Below are 22,288 nucleotides of genomic sequence, written 5' to 3' on the forward strand. Positions count from 1 at the left end.
TATTGTCCGTTCTTGCGTATCCAAAACCACCCCTAAATCTGCCCTAAATTTCTTCCGTGCCCAACCCGCTGCTCTCCGTCCGCGACCTCACCATTGATTTCTCCAGCCACCGCGGCGACGTGCGGGCCGTCAATGGCGTGTCGTTTGAGCTGAATCGGGGCGAGACGCTGGCCATTGTGGGCGAGTCGGGCTCCGGCAAGTCGGTGACGTCGCTGGCGCTGCTGGGGCTGATTCCGATGCCGCCCGGCCGCATTGCCAGCGGCCAATCCATCTTCCAGTCCGAAAAACTCGGCGAAACCGACCTGCTGAAACTCTCCGAAACCGACCTGCGCCAGGTGCGCGGCAACGACATCGGCATGATTTTCCAGGAGCCGATGACCTCACTGAACCCCGTGTACACCTGCGGCAGCCAGGTGGTGGAAGCCCTGCGCCTCCACACCGACCTCAGCGAAGCCGGCGCCAAGGCCCGCACCATCGAGCTATTCACCGAGGCGCAGCTGCCGCGCCCCGAGAGCATCTTCAGCAGCTACCCGCACGAAATCTCGGGCGGCCAGAAGCAGCGCGTCATGATTGCCATGGCCATGGCCTGCCGCCCCGCTCTGCTCATCGCCGACGAGCCCACCACGGCCCTCGACGTGACGGTACAGGCCCGCATGCTGCGCCTCATCGACGACCTGCGCCGCCAGCACAACACGGCCGTCCTCTTCATCACCCACGACCTCGGCGTGGTGGCGGAAATCGCCGACCGCATTCTGGTGATGTACCGGGGCAAGGTCGTGGAGCAGGGGAGGGTGCTGGATATTTTTTCAAATCCGCAACATCCGTACACAAAAGGCCTTTTGGCGTGCCGTCCGCGCCTCTCGGTGGGCAAAAAACGCCTCCCCGTGGTGGCCGATTTCATGCGGGAAGACGCCAGCGGCCAGCTTTTGGCCCAGCCCGCGCCGGTGCTTCCGCTCGAAAATGAGGCGCTTACGGATTCCTCGCCCGAAATCGAGGCCCAGCAGTTACGGGATAAAACTGATACCGCCAAAACGTTCCCCGTGGAACATGGCGTTTTGGGGGATGTTCCACGAAGTGGCACCACGACTTTTTCCAGTCGTGGTGCCACTAGTTCGGGAGAGGGCATAAGCGAGAAAACCGCTGGCAATTCGCAGGAAAGCAGTTCAACGACTAGTGGTGCCACGACCGAAAAAGTCGTGGCACCACTTCCGACTGCCGCGCCCCTCCTAGAAGTCCAGAACCTCCAGGTCTACTTCCCGCTCCGCAAGGGTTTTTTCCGCCGCGCCACCGATTACGTCCGGGCCGTCGACAACGTCAGCTTCACGCTCTACCCCGGCGAAACCATCGGCCTCGTGGGCGAGTCGGGCTGCGGCAAAACCACGCTGGGCCGGGCCCTGCTCCGTCTCACGGAACCAACGGCGGGCAGCATCCTGTTTGAAGGGACCGATTTGGCGAAGCTGTCGAGTGGGGACTTGCGCCGCCGTCGGCGCGATTTGCAGTTGGTGTTTCAGGACCCCTACGCTGCCCTCAACCCGATGCTGACCGTGGGCGAAGCTATTTGGGAGCCCATGCGGGTGCACAACGTGGGCGGCACGCGCCAGCAGCAAAAGGCGAAAGTGCTGGAACTGCTGCGCACCGTGGGGCTGCGCGACGAGCATTTCCAGCGCTACCCGCACGAGTTCAGCGGCGGGCAGCGGCAGCGCATCTGCATTGCCCGGGCACTGGCGTTGCAGCCCAAGCTGATTGTCTGCGACGAGTCGGTTTCGGCCCTCGACGTCTCGGTGCAGGCGCAGGTCCTGAACCTGCTCAACGACCTCAAACGTGAGTTCGGTATCACCTATCTATTCATCACCCACGACCTGTCGGTGGCCCGGTTTATGAGCGACCGGCTGCTGGTCATGCACCAGGGCCGCATCGTGGAGAGCGGCCCGGCGGCGGCCATCTATGCCCACCCGCAGCACGAATACACCCAGGGCCTGCTGGCCGCCATCCCGAAGGACAGCCTGGCCGACATCGAAGCCGCCGTGGCCAGCCGGGCATAGCACGAACAACGTAGCGCGGACTTTGCAGTCCGCGACTGCACGATACCTTGCGCTGCCGCCCGCGGATTCAACGGCATCCAGCTAGCCCCTGACGCCACCACGCGCGGACTACAGAGTCCGCGCTACAACCTACCGGCTTCGGCCGCGTTTTACTAACTGCGCCGCTTAACTGCGGCCACCATTTTTCCGCTCTCGCCGCCTGCGACCAATCAACTTTTCGGCGGCTACTTATTTACATGAATACCCCCGAAAACCCCAAGGCTCCCCGCGCCCAGCGCGAAAAGCCCGAACCCTCGGCCATCACCCAGGACCAGGTTCTGCGCCTCTTCGCCGACAACCCCACCAAAGTCCTCGCCTACCGCCAGCTCTCGCGCCGCCTCGGCGTCACGACCAAGGGCCAGCGCGAGGAGATTTTTGCCCACATCAAAGTGCTGCGCAAAAACGGCCTCATTACGCTGCTCCAAAACGACGAGTACCGCCTCGCCGATACCGACGCCGTAGCAGCGGCCCTGATGCCGTCCAGCGCCCGTAAATCGGGTAAAAAAGAACCTTCGCCCATCGCCCCGCCCCGCAACCGTTCGGTGCAGGCCGAGTTCGGCCAGGACCCCATTGTGCACCGCCGCCGCTCCGCTGGCTTCGACTACGTGGACGGCGACGACCGCCCCGAGCGCGCCCCCTCCAACACCGTCATCGGCACCGTCGATTTGGCCACACCCAACTTCGCCTTCGTGGTGCCGGAGGGCACGGGCGACTCCGACGACATCCGCGTGTTCACCGACCAGCTCAAGTTTGCGCTGCAGGGCGACGTCGTGCGGGTGCGCCTGCGCAGCGGCTCGCGCGATGGCCGCCCGATGGGCGATGTGGTGGAAGTGCTCAAGCGGGTGCGTCCCGAAATAGTGGGCCGTATTCAAATCCAGGGTACGCTCGGCTTCGTGAAGCCGGATAACCGCAAAGTGTATTTCGATGTGTTCGTGCCGCCGCATTTGCTGCACGAATCGCACAACGGCGACAAGGTGCTGGTCCGCATCAACGAGTTCCCGGAGGACACCAGCCGCCAGCCGGTAGGCGAGGTCATCCGCAACTTCGGCGCGGCCGGCGGCAACGAGGCCGAGATAAACGCCATCATGGCCGAGTTCGGCCTGCCGTTTGAATTCCCCGAGGAAGTGCAGACCGAATCGGAGGGCATCAGCGAGGTGATTGCGGAGGATGAAATTGCCCGCCGCCGCGACTTCCGCAACATCACCACCTTCACCATCGACCCGGCCGACGCCAAGGATTTCGATGATGCCCTGAGCATCCGGAAGCTGGAGAACGGTCACTGGGAAATCGGCGTCCACATCGCCGACGTGACCCATTACGTGCGCCCCGGCACCGAGTTGGAGCGCGAGGGCAAGCACCGCGCCACCTCGGTCTACCTCGTCGACCGCGTGATTCCGATGCTGCCCGAGCGCCTCTCCAACGGCCTCTGCTCGTTGCGCCCGCACGAGGACAAGCTGACCTTCTCGGCCGTGTTCGAGCTCGATGAAAACGGCAAGCTCTACGAGTCGTGGTTCGGCAAAACCATCATTCACTCCGACCGCCGCTTCAGTTACGAGGAGGCGCAGGAGCGCATCGAAAGCAAGGAGGGCGAGTACGCCGAGGAGATAAATCTGATGAACGACATGGCGCATAAGCTGTGTGCGCTGCGCTTCAAGCAGGGGGCCATCACCTTCGAAACCCAGGAAGTGAAGTTCCGGCTCGATGCCAACGGCAAGCCCCTCGGCGTGTACGTGAAGGAGCGCAAGGATGCGCACAAGATGATTGAGGAGTTCATGCTGCTGGCCAACCGCAAGGTGGCCGAGTTCGTGTTCAACCTCAAAAAGACCAAGCCGCGCTTCACGATGGTGTACCGCACCCACGACGCGCCCGAGCCCGAACGCCTGCAGACCTTCGCCCTCTTCGCCCAGAAATTCGGCTACAAGCTCAAGCTCGACAACCCCAAAAAAATCAGCACCGAGCTCAACAACCTCAGCTCCGAGGTGATGGGCAAGCCCGAGCAGAACGTGCTCCAGGGCCTGGCCATTCGCACCATGTCGAAGGCCATCTACACCACCGAGCCGCTCGGTCACTTCGGCCTCGCCTTCGAGCACTACTCGCACTTCACCTCGCCCATCCGCCGCTACCCCGATATGATGGCCCACCGCCTGCTGGAGCACTACCTGCTCGGTGGCAAGAACGTGCCCGTCGACCCCGTGGAAGAAGAGTGCAAGCACTCCTCGGCCCGCGAAAAACTGGCGGCCAACGCCGAGCGCGCCAGCATCAAATTCAAGCAGGTCGAGTTCATGGCCAATGAAATCGGCAACACCTTCAAGGGCGTGGTTTCGGGCCTGACGGAGCGCGGCATGTACATCGAAATTGAGGAGAACAAGTGCGAAGGCATGGTCCGCATCAGCGACATCCCCGGCGACTTCTACGAGCTCGACAAGGACAACTACCGCATCGTGGGCAAGAATAACAAGCGCATCATCCAGTTCGGCGACGAGATGATGGTGGTCGTAAAATCCGCCAACCTCCTCGACCGCACCATCGACTTCGAGCTGGTCGACGACCGCCCCGACTCCGTGAAAAAGCGCGAAGCCGACGAGCGCAAACAGCGCAGCAGCGAGCCCCGCGGCTACCGCGACTATTCGGGTAGCGGTGGTAAGGGTGGGAGCAAGGGCGGTGGCTTCAAGGGGAAGCGGCGGTAGCCGACCTCACGAGACCCCTGCGGGGCGGGCCCCTCTCCAAAAGAAATGGGAGCCTGACGATTTATAAAGTCCCGACTCAACCCAGAGTCGGGACTTTTTTGTTGATGTCGACAGAATCAAGTTTGCCCATCAAAGGCCTCTTGGCTCCCCTCTCTTTTGGAGAGGGGCCAGGGGTGAGGTTTGCCAGTCTGGGTTCGCCCGCGCAATGCCCAACGCCCCCGTTCTTTGCACCACCTATGACTCCAGCCGACTTCCCCGCTAACCTCACCGCTGCCCTGGCGCAGCTCAGCTACGGCGAGCAGCCCGATACCCTCTACGCCCCCATCCGCTACATCATGGGCCTGGGCGGCAAACGCATCCGCCCGCTGCTCACGCTGCTTGGCGCCCACCTTTTCACCGACGACCTCAGCGGCATCATCAAGCCCGCGCTGGCCACCGAAGTCTTCCACAACTTCACCCTCCTCCACGACGACCTGATGGACCAGGCCCCCCTGCGCCGGGGACAGGCCACCGTGCACGAAAAGTGGAATCCCAACGTGGCCATTCTTTCCGGCGACGTGATGCTGGTGCGGGCCTACGAGCTGTTCCTCGACGTGCCGCCCGTGCTGCTCCCACGCATCCTCGCCCGCTTCAGCCAGACGGCCGCCGAGGTGTGTGAAGGCCAGCAGTGGGACATGAATTTCGAAACCGAGCCTCAGGTCAGCATCGCCCAATACCTGGACATGATTCGCCTGAAAACGGCCGTCCTCCTCGGCTTCTGCCTGGAGCTGGGGGCCCGCCTCGCCGGCGCTTCGGAGGAAGATGCCGAGCACCTCCGTCAGTTCGGCACCGACATCGGCCTGGCATTCCAGCTGCGCGACGACCTGCTCGATGTCTACGGCGACGCCGCCACCTTCGGCAAGCGTGTGGGCGGCGACATCATCTCCGACAAGAAAACCTTCCTTCTGCTCTCCGCCCAGGCCCAGGCCAGCGCCGCCCAGCAAGCCATCCTGGCCCAACACATCGGCCAGCCCGTGGCCGATGCCGACGCCAAAGTACAGGCCGTGCGCGCCATCTATGATGAGCTCGAAATTCGCCCTCAGACGGAAGCTCTTATCAACTCCTACTTCCAGGCCGCCCTTCAGCATCTGGAGCGCGTAGCGGCTCCCGCTGTGCGCAAAGAACCCCTTCACCGCCTCGCGCTCCAGCTTATGGACCGCGAAAACTAATCCTCCGTGTTCAATCCCATCCTGATACTCGTCGGCCTCACGGTCCTCGTTTCCGCTTACGCCTGGTCCAACCACGACCTTATGGAGTCCTGGATACTCCGGCCTTACGTCATGGCTCGCGACAATGGCCAGTGGTACCGCTTCCTCACTTCCGGCTTCCTGCACGCCGACTGGGGCCACCTCCTCTTCAACATGATTGCCTTCTTCTCCTTCGGCCAGCTGGTGCTGCAGGTGCTGGCCAACGGCACCGGCGCGCCCGGCCTGGAGGGCTTCGGCGCGGTAGGCGGCCTCTGGCGCTTCCTGCTGCTCTACCTGGGTGGCATTGTGGTGTCGGACATCCCCACCTACTTCCGCCACCGCGACGACCGCGACTATGGCAGCCTGGGCGCCTCGGGTGGGGTGGCCGCCGTGCTGTTTGCCGGCGTCATTTTCGCCCCCCTCAACAAAATCGGACTCATATTTATTCCTGGTGATGGCATTCCCGGCTTCATCTTCGGCTTCCTCTACCTGGCCTATTCCTACTACCAGGGCCGTCGCCGGGGCGATAACATCAACCACGACGCCCATTTCTATGGCGCCATCTATGGGGTGGTACTCACCCTTGTGTTTATGCCCGCTTCCGGCCTTGAGTTTGTCCGGCAAATAGGCCGGTTTACTCATTCAATTATCTGATTAACAAATTGTTAGTATAATAAAAGCATAATTTCCATATCTTATTTGAAAGACGTTGCGTAAGGGAAACGCGAATACATTCTTTCACTTTGCTTCCCCTGTCATGCATACCCTTCGCAATTACGCATCCCGCCTGCCCCTCGCAGCTCTGTTGTTTCCGCTGTTGCTGCTGGCCACCTCGTGCAGCCGCTTCAACAACGATGGTAGCCTAGCCATCTGGGGCTACGTTCTGCTGGCCCTCGATGTGCTGGCCTTGTTCGACGTATTTCGCCAACCCTGGACCATTGGTAAGAAGATTCTTTGGGCAGTCATTATTTTCATTTTCCCGTTTGCCGGCCTCATCATCTACTACCTCTTCGCTGGGCGTGGCAAGTCCAATACCGGCATTATGTAGTTTCTCAAACAACGGCCTAAAAACGAAAAAGCCCCGACGTTGGTCGGGGCTTTTTCGTTTTTAGGCCGTTCGTGTATTTGCGGCTTTAGCACCAAACTTAATTCAACAGTCGCTTCTTTTCCAGCTGTGCCACGCCGCGTAGCAACTCGCTGCTGTTCGTGATTTGGGTCATCTGCCAGTGGTCGCCCTGGCGGCGCAGTTTCACTTCCACTACTATCGTGGTATCGTATTTCGGCTGCGAAACCTCAAGCCCCACAAACGCATTATCGCCTTCCTCGCGGGTGTACTTGATGCCCTTGAACTCGCTATCCGGACTCACAATTTTGCTGGCCAGTCCCGTTAGCGAAATGTTGACGACGTGTTTCGGCGCTGCCGCCGCTGCGGCCTCCAATGAGCCGGTTTCTACGTAGCGCTGCACTTCCTGGTGGGCGGCTTTTGCCAGCGCCGGCTTCAGCAAGCGCATTGCTCCGCCCATCATGAGGCCGCCACCGGGCAGCAGCGACGTTAGCAGCGAGCCCTGCTGCGTCACATCGTCCACTAGGTGCGTGTTCACGCTGTTCACGTCTACGTACTTCTCAAAGGTGGCCATGTCGTGTGTCTGCACCGCCGCTGCCGCCGAAACCAGGGCCCCGCTCGGCCCCTGGCTTAAGTTGCGATAGTAATAATATCCCCCGGCTCCCAAGGCCAGTAGTAGAATAAGGAGCAGTAGTTTTTTCATGAAATCGAAAGCAGTTAGGATGAGATGTAAAATTACCCCAAACCAGATTGCTTCGACATCACGACCACTGCACCGCCTTTTTATTGCAGCCGGTTCATCCTCCCATAGCCCGGTCGAGTCCTCCTCCATACCATTTCTTCTCAAGCAATGCCCCAATTCAGTTCCGCTGTTAATAGACCGGAAGTCCACGGCCACCGCGGCTGCCGGGGGCTGCGTCCCGAAAACACGTTGCCAGCCTTTCTCCACGCCTTAGCAGTTGGCGTTGATGTGCTGGAAATGGACGTTGTCATCTCCGCCGACGGGCAGGTCGTTGTCTCGCACGAACCATGGCTCAATCCCCAAATTTGCCTCGACCCGGACGGCCAGCCCATCGAAAGCAGCCATATCCCACGCTTCAATCTTTACCAAATGCCTTACGCCACCATTCGCCGGTGCGATTGCGGCCAACGGCGTAATCCGGCCTTTCCAGAGCAGGTTTCTGGGCCAGCCTACAAGCCACTACTGCGGGAAGTCCTCACCGCCGTCGAAGCCGCCACGCGCCAGCTGGGGCAGCGTCCGGTTGGCTATTCAATCGAAATAAAAAGCAGCCAAGAGGGAGAGACTATTTACCATCCAGCGCCTGCCGATTTCCTGTCTTTGGTGCTAGCCGAAGTGAACGCTGCGCAGATTTTGCCTCGTACAACTCTGTTGTGTTTCGATTCCCGAGTGCTTCAGCTGGCCCACCAGCAGCACCCCACCCTAGCGACTTGCCTACTGGTCGAGGACAATCAACCCTGGACGGCTAGCATCCAGCAGCTGGGTTTTGTGCCCACTACTTTCGGCCCCGATTTTACGTCCGTTACAGCCGCCGCCATCCAGCAGTTGCGAGTTGATTTTCCCAACCTCCGCCTTGTACCGTGGACCGTGAACAACCCGGGCGATATGCAAGCTCTATATGCTTTGGGCGTTGATGGAATAACTACTGACTATCCAGACCGATTTTGTGCCTTATTCTCCCCTAGGGAGTAATCACATGCATAGCCATTCGTACTCCTGCCCTCCTTCTGTGAGTGCGACCAACACCCTTCTAACCAGCAGCGTGTAGTTACAATGCTGCGGTGTAACGCGTAACAATTGATGCTGTAACGTTAATCTGTTCAGTGTTAAAATGTAATTTGTAACGGACGGTGTATTGTAAACGCACACTTGTGACAGACGAAAATGTATCTTTATTGTCCGAACAAATTTGTTTAATCAGGATGTATTTAACATATTTGCATCAGCGTTACGCAACAACTCGAATATGCCACATCAGGGCGAAATCCTTCAAGAAGCCATTAAAAGCAGTGGTATTTCCATTACGCGTATCGTAGAGGAATTGGGTATTACACGTCCAACCATTTATCGTAAATTCAAGGAAGAGACAATTGATTACAGCTTTGTAAAGCGAATAGGAGAGATAATTAATCACGACTTTTCAGACGATTTTACAAGTGTTCAGCAATCTGTTTTGCCTTTTGTAACGTCTGCTACTAAACATGTTGTTACAAATACTGTTACACCGCGCGTTACACCTTCTTCTGCTGCCGATTCAGACCCTTCTAAACAGCTTTTAGCCCTTCAAGGCAAGTATATTGCCCTTCTGGAGGCCTACAATGAGCTTTTACTGAAAGTGTATGGCCCAAAGTAACAAAAATGTTCCACGTGAAACATTTTTGTACTGCACGGCGAATTGTATCAGTAACGCATTTGAGGAGAGGAAGAGGCGGTATCGAGACGTAGTCACAGCAAATCCATGACCGGGAATGATGAGGTGCCGAGGGCACAAACGCACTTCGAGCGTAATCGACCCTCATTCCACTTGATTCAAAAGGAGAGGAAACAAGAGCGTTTAGGGCATCTGAATTAAGCCCCTCAAATCCAGGATGCCATCCAATCCCCGGGTAACAGCTGAGCGGGCATGGGGATGGGGATTTACAGGCTGAGCACACGAAGGAACGTGACGAGCTGGTTTAGCGCGAAAAAGTGGGTAAAAACCGGAAGGAGAGAAGTTGGGCGCAGGCCTAAAGAAAAATAACTTCTTTAACTACCACCTCGCCGACCTCAGCATTGATAAGCTCGGCCACGCGGGTTTTGGCCATGAGAAGCTCGTGCTTGAGTGGAGCCGAACTAAGGCGGACAAAGAGCCGGCCTTTGTTGACGTACACTTCCTGAGTTTTCAAAGCAACGGCTTTGCCCATTACCCTTTCCCAGCTCGATACTACCGTCACTTCATTTAGCTTGCCTTGGAGACGATAGGCGCGAACGAGTGCTTCAAGACCTTCCTTAAGCGGGATGATTTCGCCGGAGCGGGAAGAGGAAGAAGGCTTTTTCACGATGCGGCGGAGCGAATTCAACTGGCCGTTTCGTGGTAGTTGATGGGCCACAAAGGTAACGATGGGCGGGGCCTAAACGGGCGCCACGGTGCCATTCTGCACCCGGAAACGAAGGATGGGAACAGCGACCCGCGCAAGGGCCTGGTCGGTCCGTTCCAGGTTGGTATCGGTCAAAAAAACCTGACCGAAGGTTTCATCAGCAACCAATTCCAGCAGGCGGGCAATGCGCTTGTCGTCGAGACGGTCAAAGATATCGTCGAGTAGGAGCAGGGGCTTGTGCTGCTGCTTGGCAGCCAGGAGTTCAAACTGCGCCAACTTGAGCGCGATGGCAAAAGACTTCTGCTGGCCCTGAGAGGCATGGCTTTTAACCGGCAACTCATCCATCAGGAACACGAAGTCGTCGCGGTGCGAACCGGTGGTGCTGCGCTGCAAGGCAAAGTCCCGCCGCTCGTTGCTGCGAAGCAGCTGAGCAAAATCGGCCCCGAGCAGCTGGCTTTTGTAGGTGAGCAAGACGGCTTCACGGCCATCGGCCAGCTGCTGATAATGGCGCTGGAAGATGGGGACGTATTCGGTGAGAAAAGCCTCGCGCAGGGAAGTGAGTTGCTGGCCAAGCGGAGCGAGCTGCTCGTCGAGGGCCAAGAGATAATCGCGGTCAAAGCCGTGGGTTTGGCGGTCGGGGCCTTGCTTGAGCACGGCGTTGCGCTGGCGCAGCAAGGCGTTATAAGAAATCAGTAGTTCCAGAAACTCGTGGTCGAGTTGAGCCATGAGGCTGTCGAAATACTTGCGGCGCTCCTCGCTGCCTTGGCGAATAAGGTCGGTATCGTAAGGCGAAATGAGTACGGCAGGGTAGCGGCCAATGTGGTCGGCCATTCGCTCATAAGGTTGCTTGTTGTGCGTTACGGTCTTTTTCTGGCCCAGGCGCAGGCTTACTTGTATGGTTTCGTGCTCGGGAACTGAATCTGAGGAGAAATTCCCTTTAACTACAAAGAAATCAGCGCCTTGCTTGATGCAAAGCGCGTCTGAAGCGGTTATGGCGCTCTTGGTCAGGGATAAATAGTGAATCGCATCCAGCAGGTTGGTCTTGCCGCTGCCGTTATCGCCTATGAAGCAGTTCAGACCGGGGGATAAGCGTAGGGCCGCGTCGTCGTAATTCTTAAAAAAAAGCAGCTGGAGAGAGTCAAGCATCATAAGGTTCGGTATTGCCAGCAGTTTTACGTAATTTCGCCCTCCCAACGCGAAATATTTCTTTTCTTAAACGTGCTATGGCGGATACGAAAGTAAAAGCTGCTTCTAAAAAAACGACGGCCGCAAAGGCTTCCAATGGTGCAGCTTCTAAAGCGGCCAAAGGAAAGAGCAGCGGCGTGGCCACTGCGCCCCAGCCCGACCCCGTCATGCCTGGTACCGATAAGCCCACGGCGGCTGCTTCGGGAGCGGACACGCCCATGCCCGAGCCTTCCACGGCAACGTTTCCTAAGGAAACGTATTTGCAGTGGTATGAGCAAATGCAACTCATGCGCAAGTTTGAGGACAAGGCGGGGCAGCTCTACGGTCAGCAAAAAATCAAGGGTTTCTGCCACCTCTACATCGGGCAAGAGGCCTGCGTAGCGGGCGCGGTGTCGGCCCTGGAAGTAGGCGATAAATACATCACGGCCTACCGTGACCACGCCCACCCACTGGCGCTGGGCACGTCGCCCAATGCGGTGATGGCCGAGTTGTTTGCGAAAGCCACCGGTTGCTCGAAAGGCAAAGGCGGCTCGATGCACATGTTCGATAAGTCGGTTGGATTCATGGGCGGCCACGGCATCGTGGGCGGGCAGGTGCCGATGGGCGCCGGCATTGCCTTTGCCGAGAAATACAACAAGACGGGCAAGCTCTGCATTTGCTACATGGGCGACGGCGCGGTGCGCCAGGGCGCCCTGCACGAGGCCTTCAACATGGCCATGCTGTGGAAACTGCCGGTCATCTTCGTGATTGAGAACAACGGCTACGCCATGGGCACCTCAGTGGCCCGGACGTCGAACGTGACGGAGCTCTACAAGATTGGTTTGAGCTACGACATGCCCTCGGAGCCGGTGAACGGCATGCGCGTAGAAGACGTGCATGAGGCGGTGGCCCGCGCCGCTGAGCGCGCCCGTAAAGGCGACGGCCCCACGCTGCTCGAATTCAAAACCTACCGCTACAAGGGCCACTCGATGAGCGACCCCGCCAAGTACCGCACCAAAGAGGAACTGGAAGACTACCGGCACCGCGACGCCATCGAAGGCGTGCGCCACACCATTTTGACCAACAACATGGCGACGGAGGCTGACCTCGAAGCCATCGACGAGAAAATCAAGGGCCGGGTGAACGAGTCGGTAGAGTTTGCCGAAACTTCGCCCTTCCCCACGCCGGATGAGTTGTACAAGGATGTGTACGTCCAGGCCGATTATCCCTACATCCACGACTAATTAAACGGGCCCATCTGGCCCTCCGGTCTGCTTGCGGGCCATGTTGTTGAAATATCCACTGTAATGTCGAAGATTCCCTACACTGGCAAGAGCCAGCAGGCCCGCCAGGGGCAAGTTACTCAGCAGAACGTTCCGGCCGACCCCTTGGCGCCGGCCGAAAACCTGCCGGCTGAAAACCCGTTGCTGGAAGACCCGGACGCCTTGGCGGCGCGTCTGGTAGAGTCGGAGGACTTCGTGCGCAACAACCGTACCCTGCTGCTCGGCATTCTGGCCGTGGTGGTGCTGGCGGTAGTGGGCGGCTTTGGCTTCTACACGTGGCGCGGCCAGCAGGATTCCAAAGCGCAGGCCAGCATGTTCCGGGCGGTGAACAACTGGGAAGCGGACTCGCTGAGCAAAGCCGTGAAAGGCGACGGCAAAGCCCCAGGCCTGGTCACGGTAGCCAATGAGTACAGCAGCACCAAAGCCGGCAATCTGGCCAATTTCTATGCCGGCGTCGCCTCGCTGAAGCAGGGCAAATACAAGGAAGCCCTCGATTATCTCGGAGATTTCACCTCGGACGACTACCTGGTGCAGAGCCGCGCCTACTCCCTGATGGGCGACGCGCAGCTGGAACTCAACCAACCCAAGGAAGCGGCCGACCTTTACGCCAAAGCAGCCGACCACAACGCCAACGAATACTTCTCGCCCGGCTACCTGATGAAGGAAGCTACGGCCCGCGAGCTGGCCAACGACCCCGAAGGTGCCCTGAAAGCTTACGACCGCATCATCACCGAATACCCCACGGCTCAGGAGGTATCGGAAGCCCGCCAGTTCAAGGCCAAACTGGAAAAATAAATCGCGGTTAGTTCGTGATTTCGCTGAGTGTGCATTGCGCTTCTCCACATTGGGGAAGCGCAATTTTTTTGCGCGAAGAAGGGGTGTTAAATCGGGGTATAGCAAAAAACAGCGGTTGAAGGGCGTAATTTTGAACGGCGGGAACAAATCAGTGTAATCACGATTAATCAGCGAAAACCAGCGATTTATGGCAACATCCCTTCAAAACCTGAGCAACTACGATGCTTCCGCTTTTATTGACATCAGCGAAAAGCGCTTCGGCCTGGTGGTGGCCGATTGGAACCGCGAGCTAACCGACGTGCTGAGCGCGGGCGCTTACGAGACGCTACTCAAGCACGGCGCCACCGCCGAGAATATTTACCGCAATACGGTGCCGGGCAGCTTCGAGCTGACGTTGGGCGCCCAGTTCCTGGCCCAGCATGATGAAATGGACGCGGTTATTTGCCTGGGCGTCGTCATTCAGGGCGAAACCAAGCACGACGACTACATCTGCCACGCGGTGGCGCAAGGCCTCACGCGGGTAGGACTGAAGTTCAACAAGCCGGTTATCTTTGGATTGGTGACGACCAATACCCTGGAACAGGCCTGGGACCGAACCGGTGGTAAGCACGGCAATAAGGGAGTAGAAGCAGCGGTAGCGGCCATTCAAATGCTGGGATTTTAGCATCCGAAGGAAAAGCGGCCCGGAATCCGTAACTTTGCACCCGCAAAATCAAGCATGCAACGGCTTTAGCCAGAGCTTGCAAATGCAGCTGGGGCCTGCCAAACCATTTAGCAGGCCCCGGCGTTGGCAGTTCAGCACGAATTGGCAATTTCTTAACATTCTTTCGCAGTCCTTTTTTATCCATTCAATGAACGACGACAACATTCGCTATTCCCGGGAGGACTTGAACGAGTTTGACCAGATTATTCAGGAGAAACTGACGGCGGCCCGCAAGGAGTTGTCCTTCATCAAGGAAACCCTGAACCGCAGCAACGACTCGGGCACTGACACCACGGCTTCGTCGGCCAAGGTGCTGGAAGATGGCGCGGAGACTGCCGAAAAAGAAAGCATGAACCAGCTGGCCTCGCGCCAGATGAAGTTCATTCAGCAGCTGGAAAACGCCCAGGTTCGCATCAAGAACGGTACTTATGGCGTGTGCATCGGCACCGGCAAGCTCATTCCGAAGGAGCGCCTGCGGGCCGTGCCCCACACCCAGCATTCGATAGAAGCCAAAATGGCCCGGCGCGACTAAGCCGACCGTTTGCGGTAGTCGGTAGGTAGCGGGCGGTTGTCAGAATATTTGTTGCGTTGGCATCAGCCAGCCTTTCGCCATTCTGACAACCGCCCGCCGCCTACCGATTGCCTTTTTTTAACCTGTACCGTAGCGATACGGCACGCAACTTTTCTCCCCATGGGCAAGAAACATTTTTCAGAAGATAAAGCGGACCGTCGCGGCGGCCGCAGTGCAGGTGGCCCCGGTGGCTTCGGTGGCAAAAGCGACCGGCCCGGAACCGACCGACCCGCGAGCCGGGGTGCCGACCGTGACCGCGGCGGCTATTCCTCGGCCCGGCCTGGCAATGGCCGCCCACCAACTAATGGCGCTTTCGGGCGTCCGGCAACTAATGGCGCCTTTGGCCGCCCAAGCAATGGCGCCTTTGGCGGAGGAAAGAAATTTGGGGAAGGGGAGAAGCGGCCGTATGGCGCCGGTGCCGGCAACCGCGAAGGCGGCAGCAGCTTTGGCAACAAAGGATTTGGCGGGAAGAGCTTCGGTGGTGGTAAGGAGTACAGCCAGCGCGAGCCGGGCGGCTTCCGCCCCAGTGCTGACCGCCCCAAGACCAACCGGCCGTACGAGCGCCGCGACCGGGACGACCGGCCCAGCGTAGGCAAAGAACAGCGCACCGGCACCAGCTACGGCCGCAGTGCCGAACGCCCGGAGCGGCGCAGCTTCGGCGGCGACCGGAATGACCGCGGCGAGCAGCGTGGCCCGGCCGCGCCCGATGCCCGGCCCATTCGGCCGTATCAGCCCAAAGAAAACTGGAGTGGCCAGCCCTACCGCCGCGAGGGCGAAAAAGCCGTGCCGCGCGGCACACCGGGCGAACGGAACCGCAAGTTCCAGAAACAAAACCCGAACGAGCCGAGCGAAAGCAGCGCGCCCCGCAGCAGCGGCAGCTTTGGCTGGAGCACTCCCCGCGAGCCCGAGGATTTTCAGCGCAGCGAAGAGCGTGGCCCGAATCGTCCCATCCGGTCGGCGCGGCCGTTTGAGGCCAACCCGCCGCAGCCCCGCGAGGAGCGAGGCGAGCGGGACGAAACCGCCGCCCGCGAACGGCGCGGCGATGAAGCCGCTTTCGGCCGGAAGTTCACGCCGGGTGCATTTGGCAAGCGCGATGGCGCGGCCGGCCGCAGCACCGGCGAGCGGCCGGGCGGCTACGAGAAGCGCAGCACGGAACGGTGGACGCCGGCCCCCGGCAGCTTTGCCGAGCGCCGCGAGGCCCTGAAAGCTCAGGAGCGCAGCGTGCGTCGCTCGGGCACCGGCTACGGCAGCGCCGTAGACAAGCCCCGGCCCGCGCGGGCCACTACCCAGGATAACCGCGCCGATAAGCCGCGCTTCGGCGAGCGCCCCGGCGAGGCCCCGGACTACAAAAACCTCAAGCACTACGAAAACGACAAGAACCGCGGCAACAAGCGCCGGCGTGATGAAGACGAAGACTTTGGCACCGACGAGCTGCGCCTGAACCGCTACATCGCCAACGCGGGCATTTGCTCGCGACGCGAAGCAGATGCGCTGATTGCGGCCGGCGAAATCAAAGTAAACGGGGAAGTGGTGACGGAAATGGGCTACAAAGTGCTGCCCGAGGATACCGTGCAGTACGGCAAAACCAACCTCAACCGCGAGAAATCGGTGTACGTGCTGCTGAATAAGCCCAAGGACTTTATCACCACCACGGAGGACCCCGAAGGCCGCCGCACGGTGATGGACCTGGTGGCCGGCGCCTCGAAGGAGCGGATTTTTCCGGTGGGCCGGCTCGACCGGAACACGACGGGCCTGCTGCTCTTCACCAACGACGGCGAGGTGGCCCAGAAGCTCTCGCACCCTTCGCATAAGAATAAAAAAATCTACCAGGTCGAACTCAGCCAGCCGCTGGCCGAAGAGGACTTGCGCAAGATTTCGGAAGGCCTGGAGCTGGAAGACGGCAAAGCCGTCGTGGACGATGTGGCCGTGGTGGCCGGCAACGCGCACTTCGTGGGCATCGAAATCCACATCGGTCGCAACCGCATTGTGCGCCGCATCTTCGAGCACCTCGGCTACGAAGTGGTGGCGCTGGACCGTGTGCAGTACGCCGGCCTCACCAAAAAAGACCTGCCCCGCGGCAAGTGGCGCTTCCTGAGCGAGCAGGAGGTTATTCGCCTGAAATACTTCCTATAAAAAAAATGAGGAATGAAGAATGAGAAATAAAGAATCGCCCGGTTGGGTGATGGCCTCAATTTCTCATTCTTCATTCCTCATTCTTCATTGATGAAAGCGCGTACTCTCGCCCTTGATATTGGCAATACTGCCGTGAAAGCCGGGTGTTTTGAAGGGCCGGCGCTGCGCGAAATGGCCGCGGGCCTCACGGCGGCCGAGGTACGGAATGTGGTGCGGCGGTGGTTGCCGCAGCACGTCATTGTGGCCTCGGTGGCGGAAGACGCCGCCTTGCAAGCCGAGGAGCTGCGGGAGTTGGTGCCGGGCGAAATCCTGACGTTTAAACCCGCAGCCACGGCTATTCCGTTGCGCAATGCCTACGCCACGCCCCACACGCTGGGCGCCGACCGACTGGCAGCCGCGGTGGGCGCGGCGGGCCTGCGGCCGGGCCAGCCCACGCTCGTGGTGGATGCGGGCACGGCCCTGAAGTTTGACCTGGTAACCGCCGATGGGACTTACCACGGCGGCAGCATTGGGCCGGGCCTGGGCATGCGGCTGCGGGCCTTGCACGCCTTCACGGGGCGGCTGCCGCTGCTGGAGCTGCCGGCGGCCGATGCAACGATTCCGCTCGTGGGCGACTCCACTACGGGGAGCCTGCTGAGCGGCGTGGTGAACGGGGCCGTGGCCGAAATCACGGGCTTTATTGCTCAGTATCAGCAGCGCTACCCGGGGCTGGAGGTGCTGCTCACGGGGGGCGACGCCGCTTTTCTGGCGGCCCGGCTCCCGAATCGTATCTTTGTCGTGCCTGAGCTGGTGCTGCTCGGTCTTAATTGGATTTTAGCTTATCATGTTGACAAATAAAGAGATGGCGTGCAAGGGTTTGGGCTTGGTGCTGGCAAGCGCGGCGGTGCTGCTGGCCGGAGGGGTGCAGGCGCAGGGCCTGGGCAACTCGCCTTACTCGCGCATTGGCTTGGGCGAATTCAACGGCAATACCGGCGGCGTGCGCCAAATGGGCATGGGCGGCGTGGGTCTGGCGGCGCCCAATGCCGTCAACGTAAATGAGTTGAACCCGGCGATGCTGTACTACACCTCGCGCACGACGTTCGAAGCCGGGTACAGCGGCCAGTACAAAACCGTGAAAAATGCCAGCGCCTCGACCCGCACCGGCAACGGCACCTTGGGCTACTTCGCCATGTCGGTGCCGCTGAGTACGCGGTGGGGCGCGGCCGTGGGCCTAAAGCCCCTTAGCGCCGTGGACTACGAGGCCAATACCCTGCAAGCGGTGGTAGGCGACCCCAACGCGCAATCGCTGAAGCAGTACAAGGGCACGGGCGGCGTTTCGGAAGCCTACCTGGGCCAGGGCGTGCGCATCGCGAAAAACTTAACGGTGGGCCTCACGGCATCCTACGTGTTCGGGGTGGTGGACGAAACCACGGGTACCACCCTGGTAATTGCCAACAGCACGGCCGCGCAGGAGCAGTCCATAGAACGGCAGCACACCCGCTACTCGGACTTTGCGTTCCGGGCCGGCACGCATTACCGGCACAAACTGGGCAAAAGCCTGAACCTGAACCTGGGCGGCGTGTACAGCTTCGGCCACAAGCTGAACGGGCAACAGACCAACACCCAGGAGCGGCAAAACGCAGATGGTACGCTCATCGGCACGGCCACCACGGTGAGCGACGGGCGCGGCAGCACCTACGTGCCCACCCTGGCCCAGGCCGGCATCACGCTGGACAACGACAAGAACTGGAGCGTCAGCCTCGATGCGGCCCAGCAGCAGTGGTCGAAGTTCAACAGCTTCAGCACCGTGGGCCCGGCCCTGAACAACACCGTGCGCGTGGGCCTCGGCGGCGAATTTGCCCCGGACCCGGGTTCGGTCGAGCATTATTTCCAGCGCGTGACGTACCGCGCCGGCATCTCGATGGCGCAGCTGCCGTACCAGCCGGGCGGCAAAATGCTGTATGACCGGTCGGTAAGCTGGGGCTTTGCCTTCCCGCTGCCTACCTCTTCGCCGCTGGAAGCCACCACGTTCAGCCTGGCCTTTACGTATGGCGTGCGCGGCAACACCGATTTGTTGAGTGTGCCGGGCAGCAGCAACGTGCAGGAAAACTACATCCGGGGCCAGCTGGGCATTACGCTGAATAACCGCTGGTTTATCAAGCGGCGCTTGCAGTAACTCACGGGTTTATAAACGGCATCAACCAAGTGTACGGACTACGGCACGTTGCGGGAAGCGGAACAGTTCTGGCCCTGCTGGCGCTGGCCGGCTGCGACAAGCAAAAGGTCACGGGGCCAATGCTGGTCTATAAGGGGCCGCTGATGGAATCCACCAATGTGCTGACGCTATACAGCGACTCGGCCAAACTCAAGTTCCAACTCACCGGCCCGCTGCAGCAGCAGTTCGAAAACGGCGACATCATCTACCCCAAAGGCGTGAAGCTGACGTTTTATTCCGCTGATGGGAAGAAGACGGTGGTCAACACGATGACGGCCAAGTACGGCAAGTCGGACAAGGCCAAAAGCCTTTACACCATGCGCGGCGACGTGCAGGTGATAAACATCCCGCAGGAGCAGCGGATGAACACCGAGGAGTTATTTTTTGACACCAACAAGCAGCGGATTTACACCGATTCGGCCATGTTTGTGAAGGTGACCACGCCCACGGAGTACCTGACCGGGTACGGGCTGACGGCCAATCAGAACTTTTCGCGGTACCGCATTACCAGGCCGGAGGGCATTTTCGCGGCACCCACCGCTGCTCCGGCGCCCAAGCCCACGAAGTAGCCGCTGCTGCGCCCGCACCAGCTGCGGTTCGGCCGGCGCCTTCGCCAACAATATTCAATCCCATGACTTTCGATAAATCCCTGCTGCGCACCGTCCTCTTCGCCGTGGGCGTGGTGGCGCTGGTTATTGGCATCTACCAGACGCTGCTCTTCAACGACCTGGCGGCCAACTACTGGATTTTCATGGTGTCGATGCTCTGCTGGATGCCGCTGCTGTACTGGCGGCAGAAGGAGCGGGTGGCCGCAAAAATTGCCGAGCAGGAAACCAAGCTGGCGCAGCAGAAACAAGCCAAAACTCCGGCCAAATCAACCAAAAAACGCCGTTAGGCCGTATTGCAGCGCCGTTTAAGCGGCCGGCCGGGCCGGCAGATAGGGTGATTCCAATCGCCGGCTTCGGGACTTTAAATCAGGTAAAACTTTGATTACCGGTCAAATTCTGGTTATTTTGCGCCTCTTTTGACCTCTACGAAATAGGTGTCAGTTGTTGGTTGTCAGTTGCCGGGTCGTTCTGAACGGCTGCAACGGAAGACTGGCAGCAGACAACTAACAACCGACAACTAACCTAGTAAATGGCTTTAATTAACACGATTCGGGAAAAATCAGGCGTAGCGGTGGGCCTTGTGGCCGTCGGCATGCTGCTCTTTATTGTGGGCGGCGACCTGGTGGGGGGCAAAAACCGGCTCTTCAACCGCAACGACAACGTGGTGGGGGAAGTGGCCGGCCAGAAGGTGGAGCTCAACGACTACAACGGCGCCCTCGAGCAAGCCAAGCAGGCCTTCGTGGCCCAGCAGCAGCGCCAGCCCGACGAGCAGGCCCTCGGCTACCTGCGCGACCAGGCCTGGAACCAAACCATCTACCGCATGGCCTTCAAGCCGGAGTGGGAAAAGTTGGGCCTGACCGTGAGCGACGACGAGCTGGTGGACATGGTGCAGGGCGACAACATCAGCCCCGGCATCAAGCAGGCCTTTACCGACAAGGCCACGGGCCAGTTCGACAAGGCCCGGCTGATTGAATACCTGAAAAACCTCGATAAGCTGCCTCCCGAAAACCAGGCCGCCTGGCACAACTTTGAGGACAACCTGCCCGCCGAACGCCTGGCCAACAAGTACAACGCCCTGCTGAAAAACTCGGTGTACGTGACCACCGCCGAAGCCAAGCGCTTCGACACGTTTCAGAACACCAAGGAGACGCTGAAGTACCTGTTTGTGCCCTACGGCAGCATTTCCGACTCGGCCGTGAAGGTGACCGATGCCCAGCTGCAGGCTTACCTCGACAAGAACAAAGGCAAGTACAAGGTGGAAGACGGCCGCTCGGTGGAGTATATCAGCATTCCAGTGGTGGCTTCGAAAGAGGACAGCGCCGCCGTGAAAACCTCCATGGCCGAGCTGGCTACGCAGTTTGCCTCGGCCCCGGTCGATTCGTTGTTTGTGCAGTCGAACTCGGAACAGCCCTACAACAAAGCCTTCCGCAGCCCCGCCGACCTGCCCGAGCAGCTCCGGAAGCAGCTGCCGCTGGCCCAGGGCAAAATCTACGGTCCCTACGCTGAAAACGGCACGTACTCGCTGTATAAGGTGACGGGCATGGGCACCGGCAAGCAGGCCGCCGCCCGCGCCAGCCACATTCTCATCAAGGCCGAAGGCACCACGCCCGAAGCCAAAGCCGCCGCGAAAGCCAAGGCCCAGGACATCCTGAACAAAATCAAAGGCGGGGCTGATTTCGCGGCCCTGGCCCGTCAGTTTGGTACCGATGGCACCAAGGAGCAGGGCGGCGACCTCGGCTGGTTCGGCCAGGGCCGCATGGTGCCTGAGTTCGAGAAGGCCATTTTTGCGGCTACCAGCACCGGTTTGCTGCCGAATGTGGTGGAAACCTCGTTCGGCTACCACGTCATCAAAATCACGGCCGTGCCCACCAAGCAAACCTACCAGGTAGCCGAGGTGAAGAAGACCATCGCGCCCAGCGACGCTACCCGCGAAGCCGCCTACGCCAAGGCGCAGGAGCTGAAAGGCCAGGCCACCGACCTGGCCAGCTTCCGGGCGCTGGTGACCAAAGACAAGACCCTGCAAAAGCAGGAAGCTAAGAACCTGGACCGCGGCGCCCGCGCCGTGAACAACCTGCAAAACGCCCGCGAGCTGGTGCGCTGGGCCTTCGGCTTCAGCCCGAACGGCGCCGAAACCAAGGTGGGCGACATTTCGGAAGTGTATGAGATGGGCGACCAGTACGTCATCGCCGCCCTCACCGACGAGCGCGCCAAAGGCACTGCTACCGTGGCCAACCTGAAGCCCGAACTGACGGCCTTGGTGCGCAACGAGGAGAAGGCCAAGCAAATCATCGACAAGCTGCCCAAAACCGGCACGCTGGAAGAAATGGCCGCCAAATACGGCCCCACCGCCCAGGTGAACACTGCCGAGGGCGTGGTGCTCGGCCAGGGCAGCATCCCCAACGTGGGCTTCGAACCCCTGGCCGTGGGCAAAGCTTACGCGCTGAAGCCCGGCCAGAAGTCGGCCCCGGTTCAGGGCGAGCAGGGCGTGCTGGTGGTGGAGCCGGTGAGCACCGTGCCGGCCCCCGCCACGGGCGACCTGAAGGCCGTGCGCCAGCAACTGGCCCAGCAGCGCGCCCAGCAGCAGGACGGGAAGATTTACGAGGCCATCAAGGCCCACGCAAACGTGAAAGACAACCGCACGAAGTTTTTCTAGGTCGCCAATCCACGAGTTTGAAAAGGGCCGT

The 22,288-nt window shown here is 59.8% G+C and carries 21 protein-coding genes; 17 read left to right on the plus strand and 4 right to left on the minus strand.

What is annotated here, in order from left to right:
* Positions 1 to 56: 56 nt before the first annotated feature.
* From J4G38_RS01200 to J4G38_RS01220, 5 genes are all read left to right on the plus strand, one after another.
* The gene (locus tag J4G38_RS01200) at positions 57 to 2,042 is read left to right on the plus strand and encodes an ABC transporter ATP-binding protein (RefSeq protein WP_210514401.1); all 1,986 of its coding nucleotides are present in this window, start codon (positions 57 to 59) and stop codon (positions 2,040 to 2,042) included.
* Between the two features lie 236 nt (positions 2,043 to 2,278).
* Positions 2,279 to 4,768 (plus strand): ribonuclease R, encoded by a 2,490-nt coding sequence (gene rnr / locus J4G38_RS01205; RefSeq protein ID WP_210514403.1) that lies wholly within the window; start codon positions 2,279 to 2,281, stop codon positions 4,766 to 4,768.
* Between the two features lie 236 nt (positions 4,769 to 5,004).
* The gene (locus J4G38_RS01210; RefSeq protein ID WP_210514405.1) at positions 5,005 to 5,976 is read left to right on the plus strand and encodes a polyprenyl synthetase family protein; all 972 of its coding nucleotides are present in this window, start codon (positions 5,005 to 5,007) and stop codon (positions 5,974 to 5,976) included.
* 6 nt (positions 5,977 to 5,982) lie between these two features.
* Positions 5,983 to 6,648: a rhomboid family intramembrane serine protease gene (locus tag J4G38_RS01215; protein ID WP_226163051.1), complete on the plus strand. Its 666-nt coding sequence runs from the start codon at positions 5,983 to 5,985 to the stop codon at positions 6,646 to 6,648.
* A 103-nt stretch (positions 6,649 to 6,751) separates the two neighbouring features.
* Positions 6,752 to 7,042 carry a PLD nuclease N-terminal domain-containing protein gene (locus tag J4G38_RS01220; protein WP_210514407.1) on the plus strand — a complete coding sequence of 97 codons (291 nt, stop codon included), beginning with the start codon at positions 6,752 to 6,754 and terminating at the stop codon, positions 7,040 to 7,042.
* Between the two features lie 97 nt (positions 7,043 to 7,139).
* Here J4G38_RS01220 and J4G38_RS01225 read toward each other — a convergent pair whose 3' ends face one another.
* Positions 7,140 to 7,760 carry a hypothetical protein gene (locus J4G38_RS01225; protein ID WP_210514409.1) on the minus strand — a complete coding sequence of 207 codons (621 nt, stop codon included), beginning with the start codon at positions 7,758 to 7,760 and terminating at the stop codon, positions 7,140 to 7,142.
* A gap of 147 nt (positions 7,761 to 7,907) precedes the next feature.
* Here J4G38_RS01225 and J4G38_RS01230 point away from each other — a divergent pair, with 147 nt between their 5' ends.
* Complete coding sequence (locus J4G38_RS01230) at positions 7,908 to 8,768, plus strand: glycerophosphodiester phosphodiesterase family protein (protein ID WP_210514411.1); 861 nt, start codon at positions 7,908 to 7,910, stop codon at positions 8,766 to 8,768.
* A 217-nt stretch (positions 8,769 to 8,985) separates the two neighbouring features.
* Positions 8,986 to 9,429 (plus strand): helix-turn-helix domain-containing protein, encoded by a 444-nt coding sequence (locus tag J4G38_RS01235; protein WP_210514413.1) that lies wholly within the window; start codon positions 8,986 to 8,988, stop codon positions 9,427 to 9,429.
* A 373-nt stretch (positions 9,430 to 9,802) separates the two neighbouring features.
* Here the strand turns inward: J4G38_RS01235 and J4G38_RS01240 are convergent, their stop codons facing one another.
* From J4G38_RS01240 to J4G38_RS01250, 3 genes are all read right to left on the minus strand, one after another.
* Complete coding sequence (locus tag J4G38_RS01240) at positions 9,803 to 10,114, minus strand: DUF721 domain-containing protein (protein ID WP_226163053.1); 312 nt, start codon at positions 10,112 to 10,114, stop codon at positions 9,803 to 9,805.
* A gap of 72 nt (positions 10,115 to 10,186) precedes the next feature.
* A complete protein-coding gene (recF, locus tag J4G38_RS01245) occupies positions 10,187 to 11,302 on the minus strand; it encodes a DNA replication/repair protein RecF (RefSeq protein WP_210514415.1) in 1,116 nt (371 codons plus the stop codon).
* Positions 11,292 to 11,459, minus strand: coding sequence for a hypothetical protein (locus tag J4G38_RS01250; protein ID WP_210514903.1), 168 nt, complete (start codon positions 11,457 to 11,459; stop codon positions 11,292 to 11,294). The genes recF and J4G38_RS01250 overlap by 11 nt, the downstream gene beginning before the upstream one ends.
* Before the next feature lie 97 nt (positions 11,460 to 11,556).
* Here J4G38_RS01250 and pdhA point away from each other — a divergent pair, with 97 nt between their 5' ends.
* The 10 genes from pdhA (at position 11,557) to J4G38_RS28530 (ending at position 22,257) form a co-directional block, all read left to right on the plus strand.
* A complete protein-coding gene (gene pdhA, locus J4G38_RS01255) occupies positions 11,557 to 12,561 on the plus strand; it encodes a pyruvate dehydrogenase (acetyl-transferring) E1 component subunit alpha (protein WP_226163095.1) in 1,005 nt (334 codons plus the stop codon).
* A 63-nt stretch (positions 12,562 to 12,624) separates the two neighbouring features.
* Entirely contained in the window at positions 12,625 to 13,395 is a 771-nt protein-coding gene (locus J4G38_RS01260; RefSeq protein WP_210514419.1) for a tetratricopeptide repeat protein, read from the plus strand.
* 187 nt (positions 13,396 to 13,582) lie between these two features.
* Positions 13,583 to 14,059, plus strand: coding sequence for a 6,7-dimethyl-8-ribityllumazine synthase (gene ribH / locus J4G38_RS01265; protein ID WP_210514421.1), 477 nt, complete (start codon positions 13,583 to 13,585; stop codon positions 14,057 to 14,059).
* 187 nt (positions 14,060 to 14,246) lie between these two features.
* Positions 14,247 to 14,630: a TraR/DksA family transcriptional regulator gene (locus tag J4G38_RS01270; RefSeq protein ID WP_198069582.1), complete on the plus strand. Its 384-nt coding sequence runs from the start codon at positions 14,247 to 14,249 to the stop codon at positions 14,628 to 14,630.
* A gap of 159 nt (positions 14,631 to 14,789) precedes the next feature.
* Complete coding sequence (locus J4G38_RS01275; RefSeq protein WP_210514423.1) at positions 14,790 to 16,802, plus strand: pseudouridine synthase; 2,013 nt, start codon at positions 14,790 to 14,792, stop codon at positions 16,800 to 16,802.
* A 90-nt stretch (positions 16,803 to 16,892) separates the two neighbouring features.
* Positions 16,893 to 17,639, plus strand: coding sequence for a type III pantothenate kinase (locus tag J4G38_RS01280; protein WP_210514425.1), 747 nt, complete (start codon positions 16,893 to 16,895; stop codon positions 17,637 to 17,639).
* Complete coding sequence (locus J4G38_RS01285) at positions 17,626 to 18,957, plus strand: hypothetical protein (protein WP_210514427.1); 1,332 nt, start codon at positions 17,626 to 17,628, stop codon at positions 18,955 to 18,957. Before J4G38_RS01280 ends, J4G38_RS01285 begins: the two co-directional genes overlap by 14 nt.
* Before the next feature lie 29 nt (positions 18,958 to 18,986).
* Positions 18,987 to 19,565 (plus strand): LPS export ABC transporter periplasmic protein LptC, encoded by a 579-nt coding sequence (gene lptC, locus J4G38_RS01290; RefSeq protein ID WP_210514429.1) that lies wholly within the window; start codon positions 18,987 to 18,989, stop codon positions 19,563 to 19,565.
* A 62-nt stretch (positions 19,566 to 19,627) separates the two neighbouring features.
* Positions 19,628 to 19,891: a hypothetical protein gene (locus J4G38_RS01295; protein WP_210514431.1), complete on the plus strand. Its 264-nt coding sequence runs from the start codon at positions 19,628 to 19,630 to the stop codon at positions 19,889 to 19,891.
* A gap of 242 nt (positions 19,892 to 20,133) precedes the next feature.
* The gene (locus J4G38_RS28530) at positions 20,134 to 22,257 is read left to right on the plus strand and encodes a peptidylprolyl isomerase (protein WP_210514433.1); all 2,124 of its coding nucleotides are present in this window, start codon (positions 20,134 to 20,136) and stop codon (positions 22,255 to 22,257) included.
* Positions 22,258 to 22,288 lie beyond the last annotated feature (31 nt).

Source organism: Hymenobacter terricola (genome assembly GCF_017921975.2).
Taxonomy (GTDB): Bacteria; Bacteroidota; Bacteroidia; order Cytophagales; family Hymenobacteraceae; genus Hymenobacter; species Hymenobacter terricola.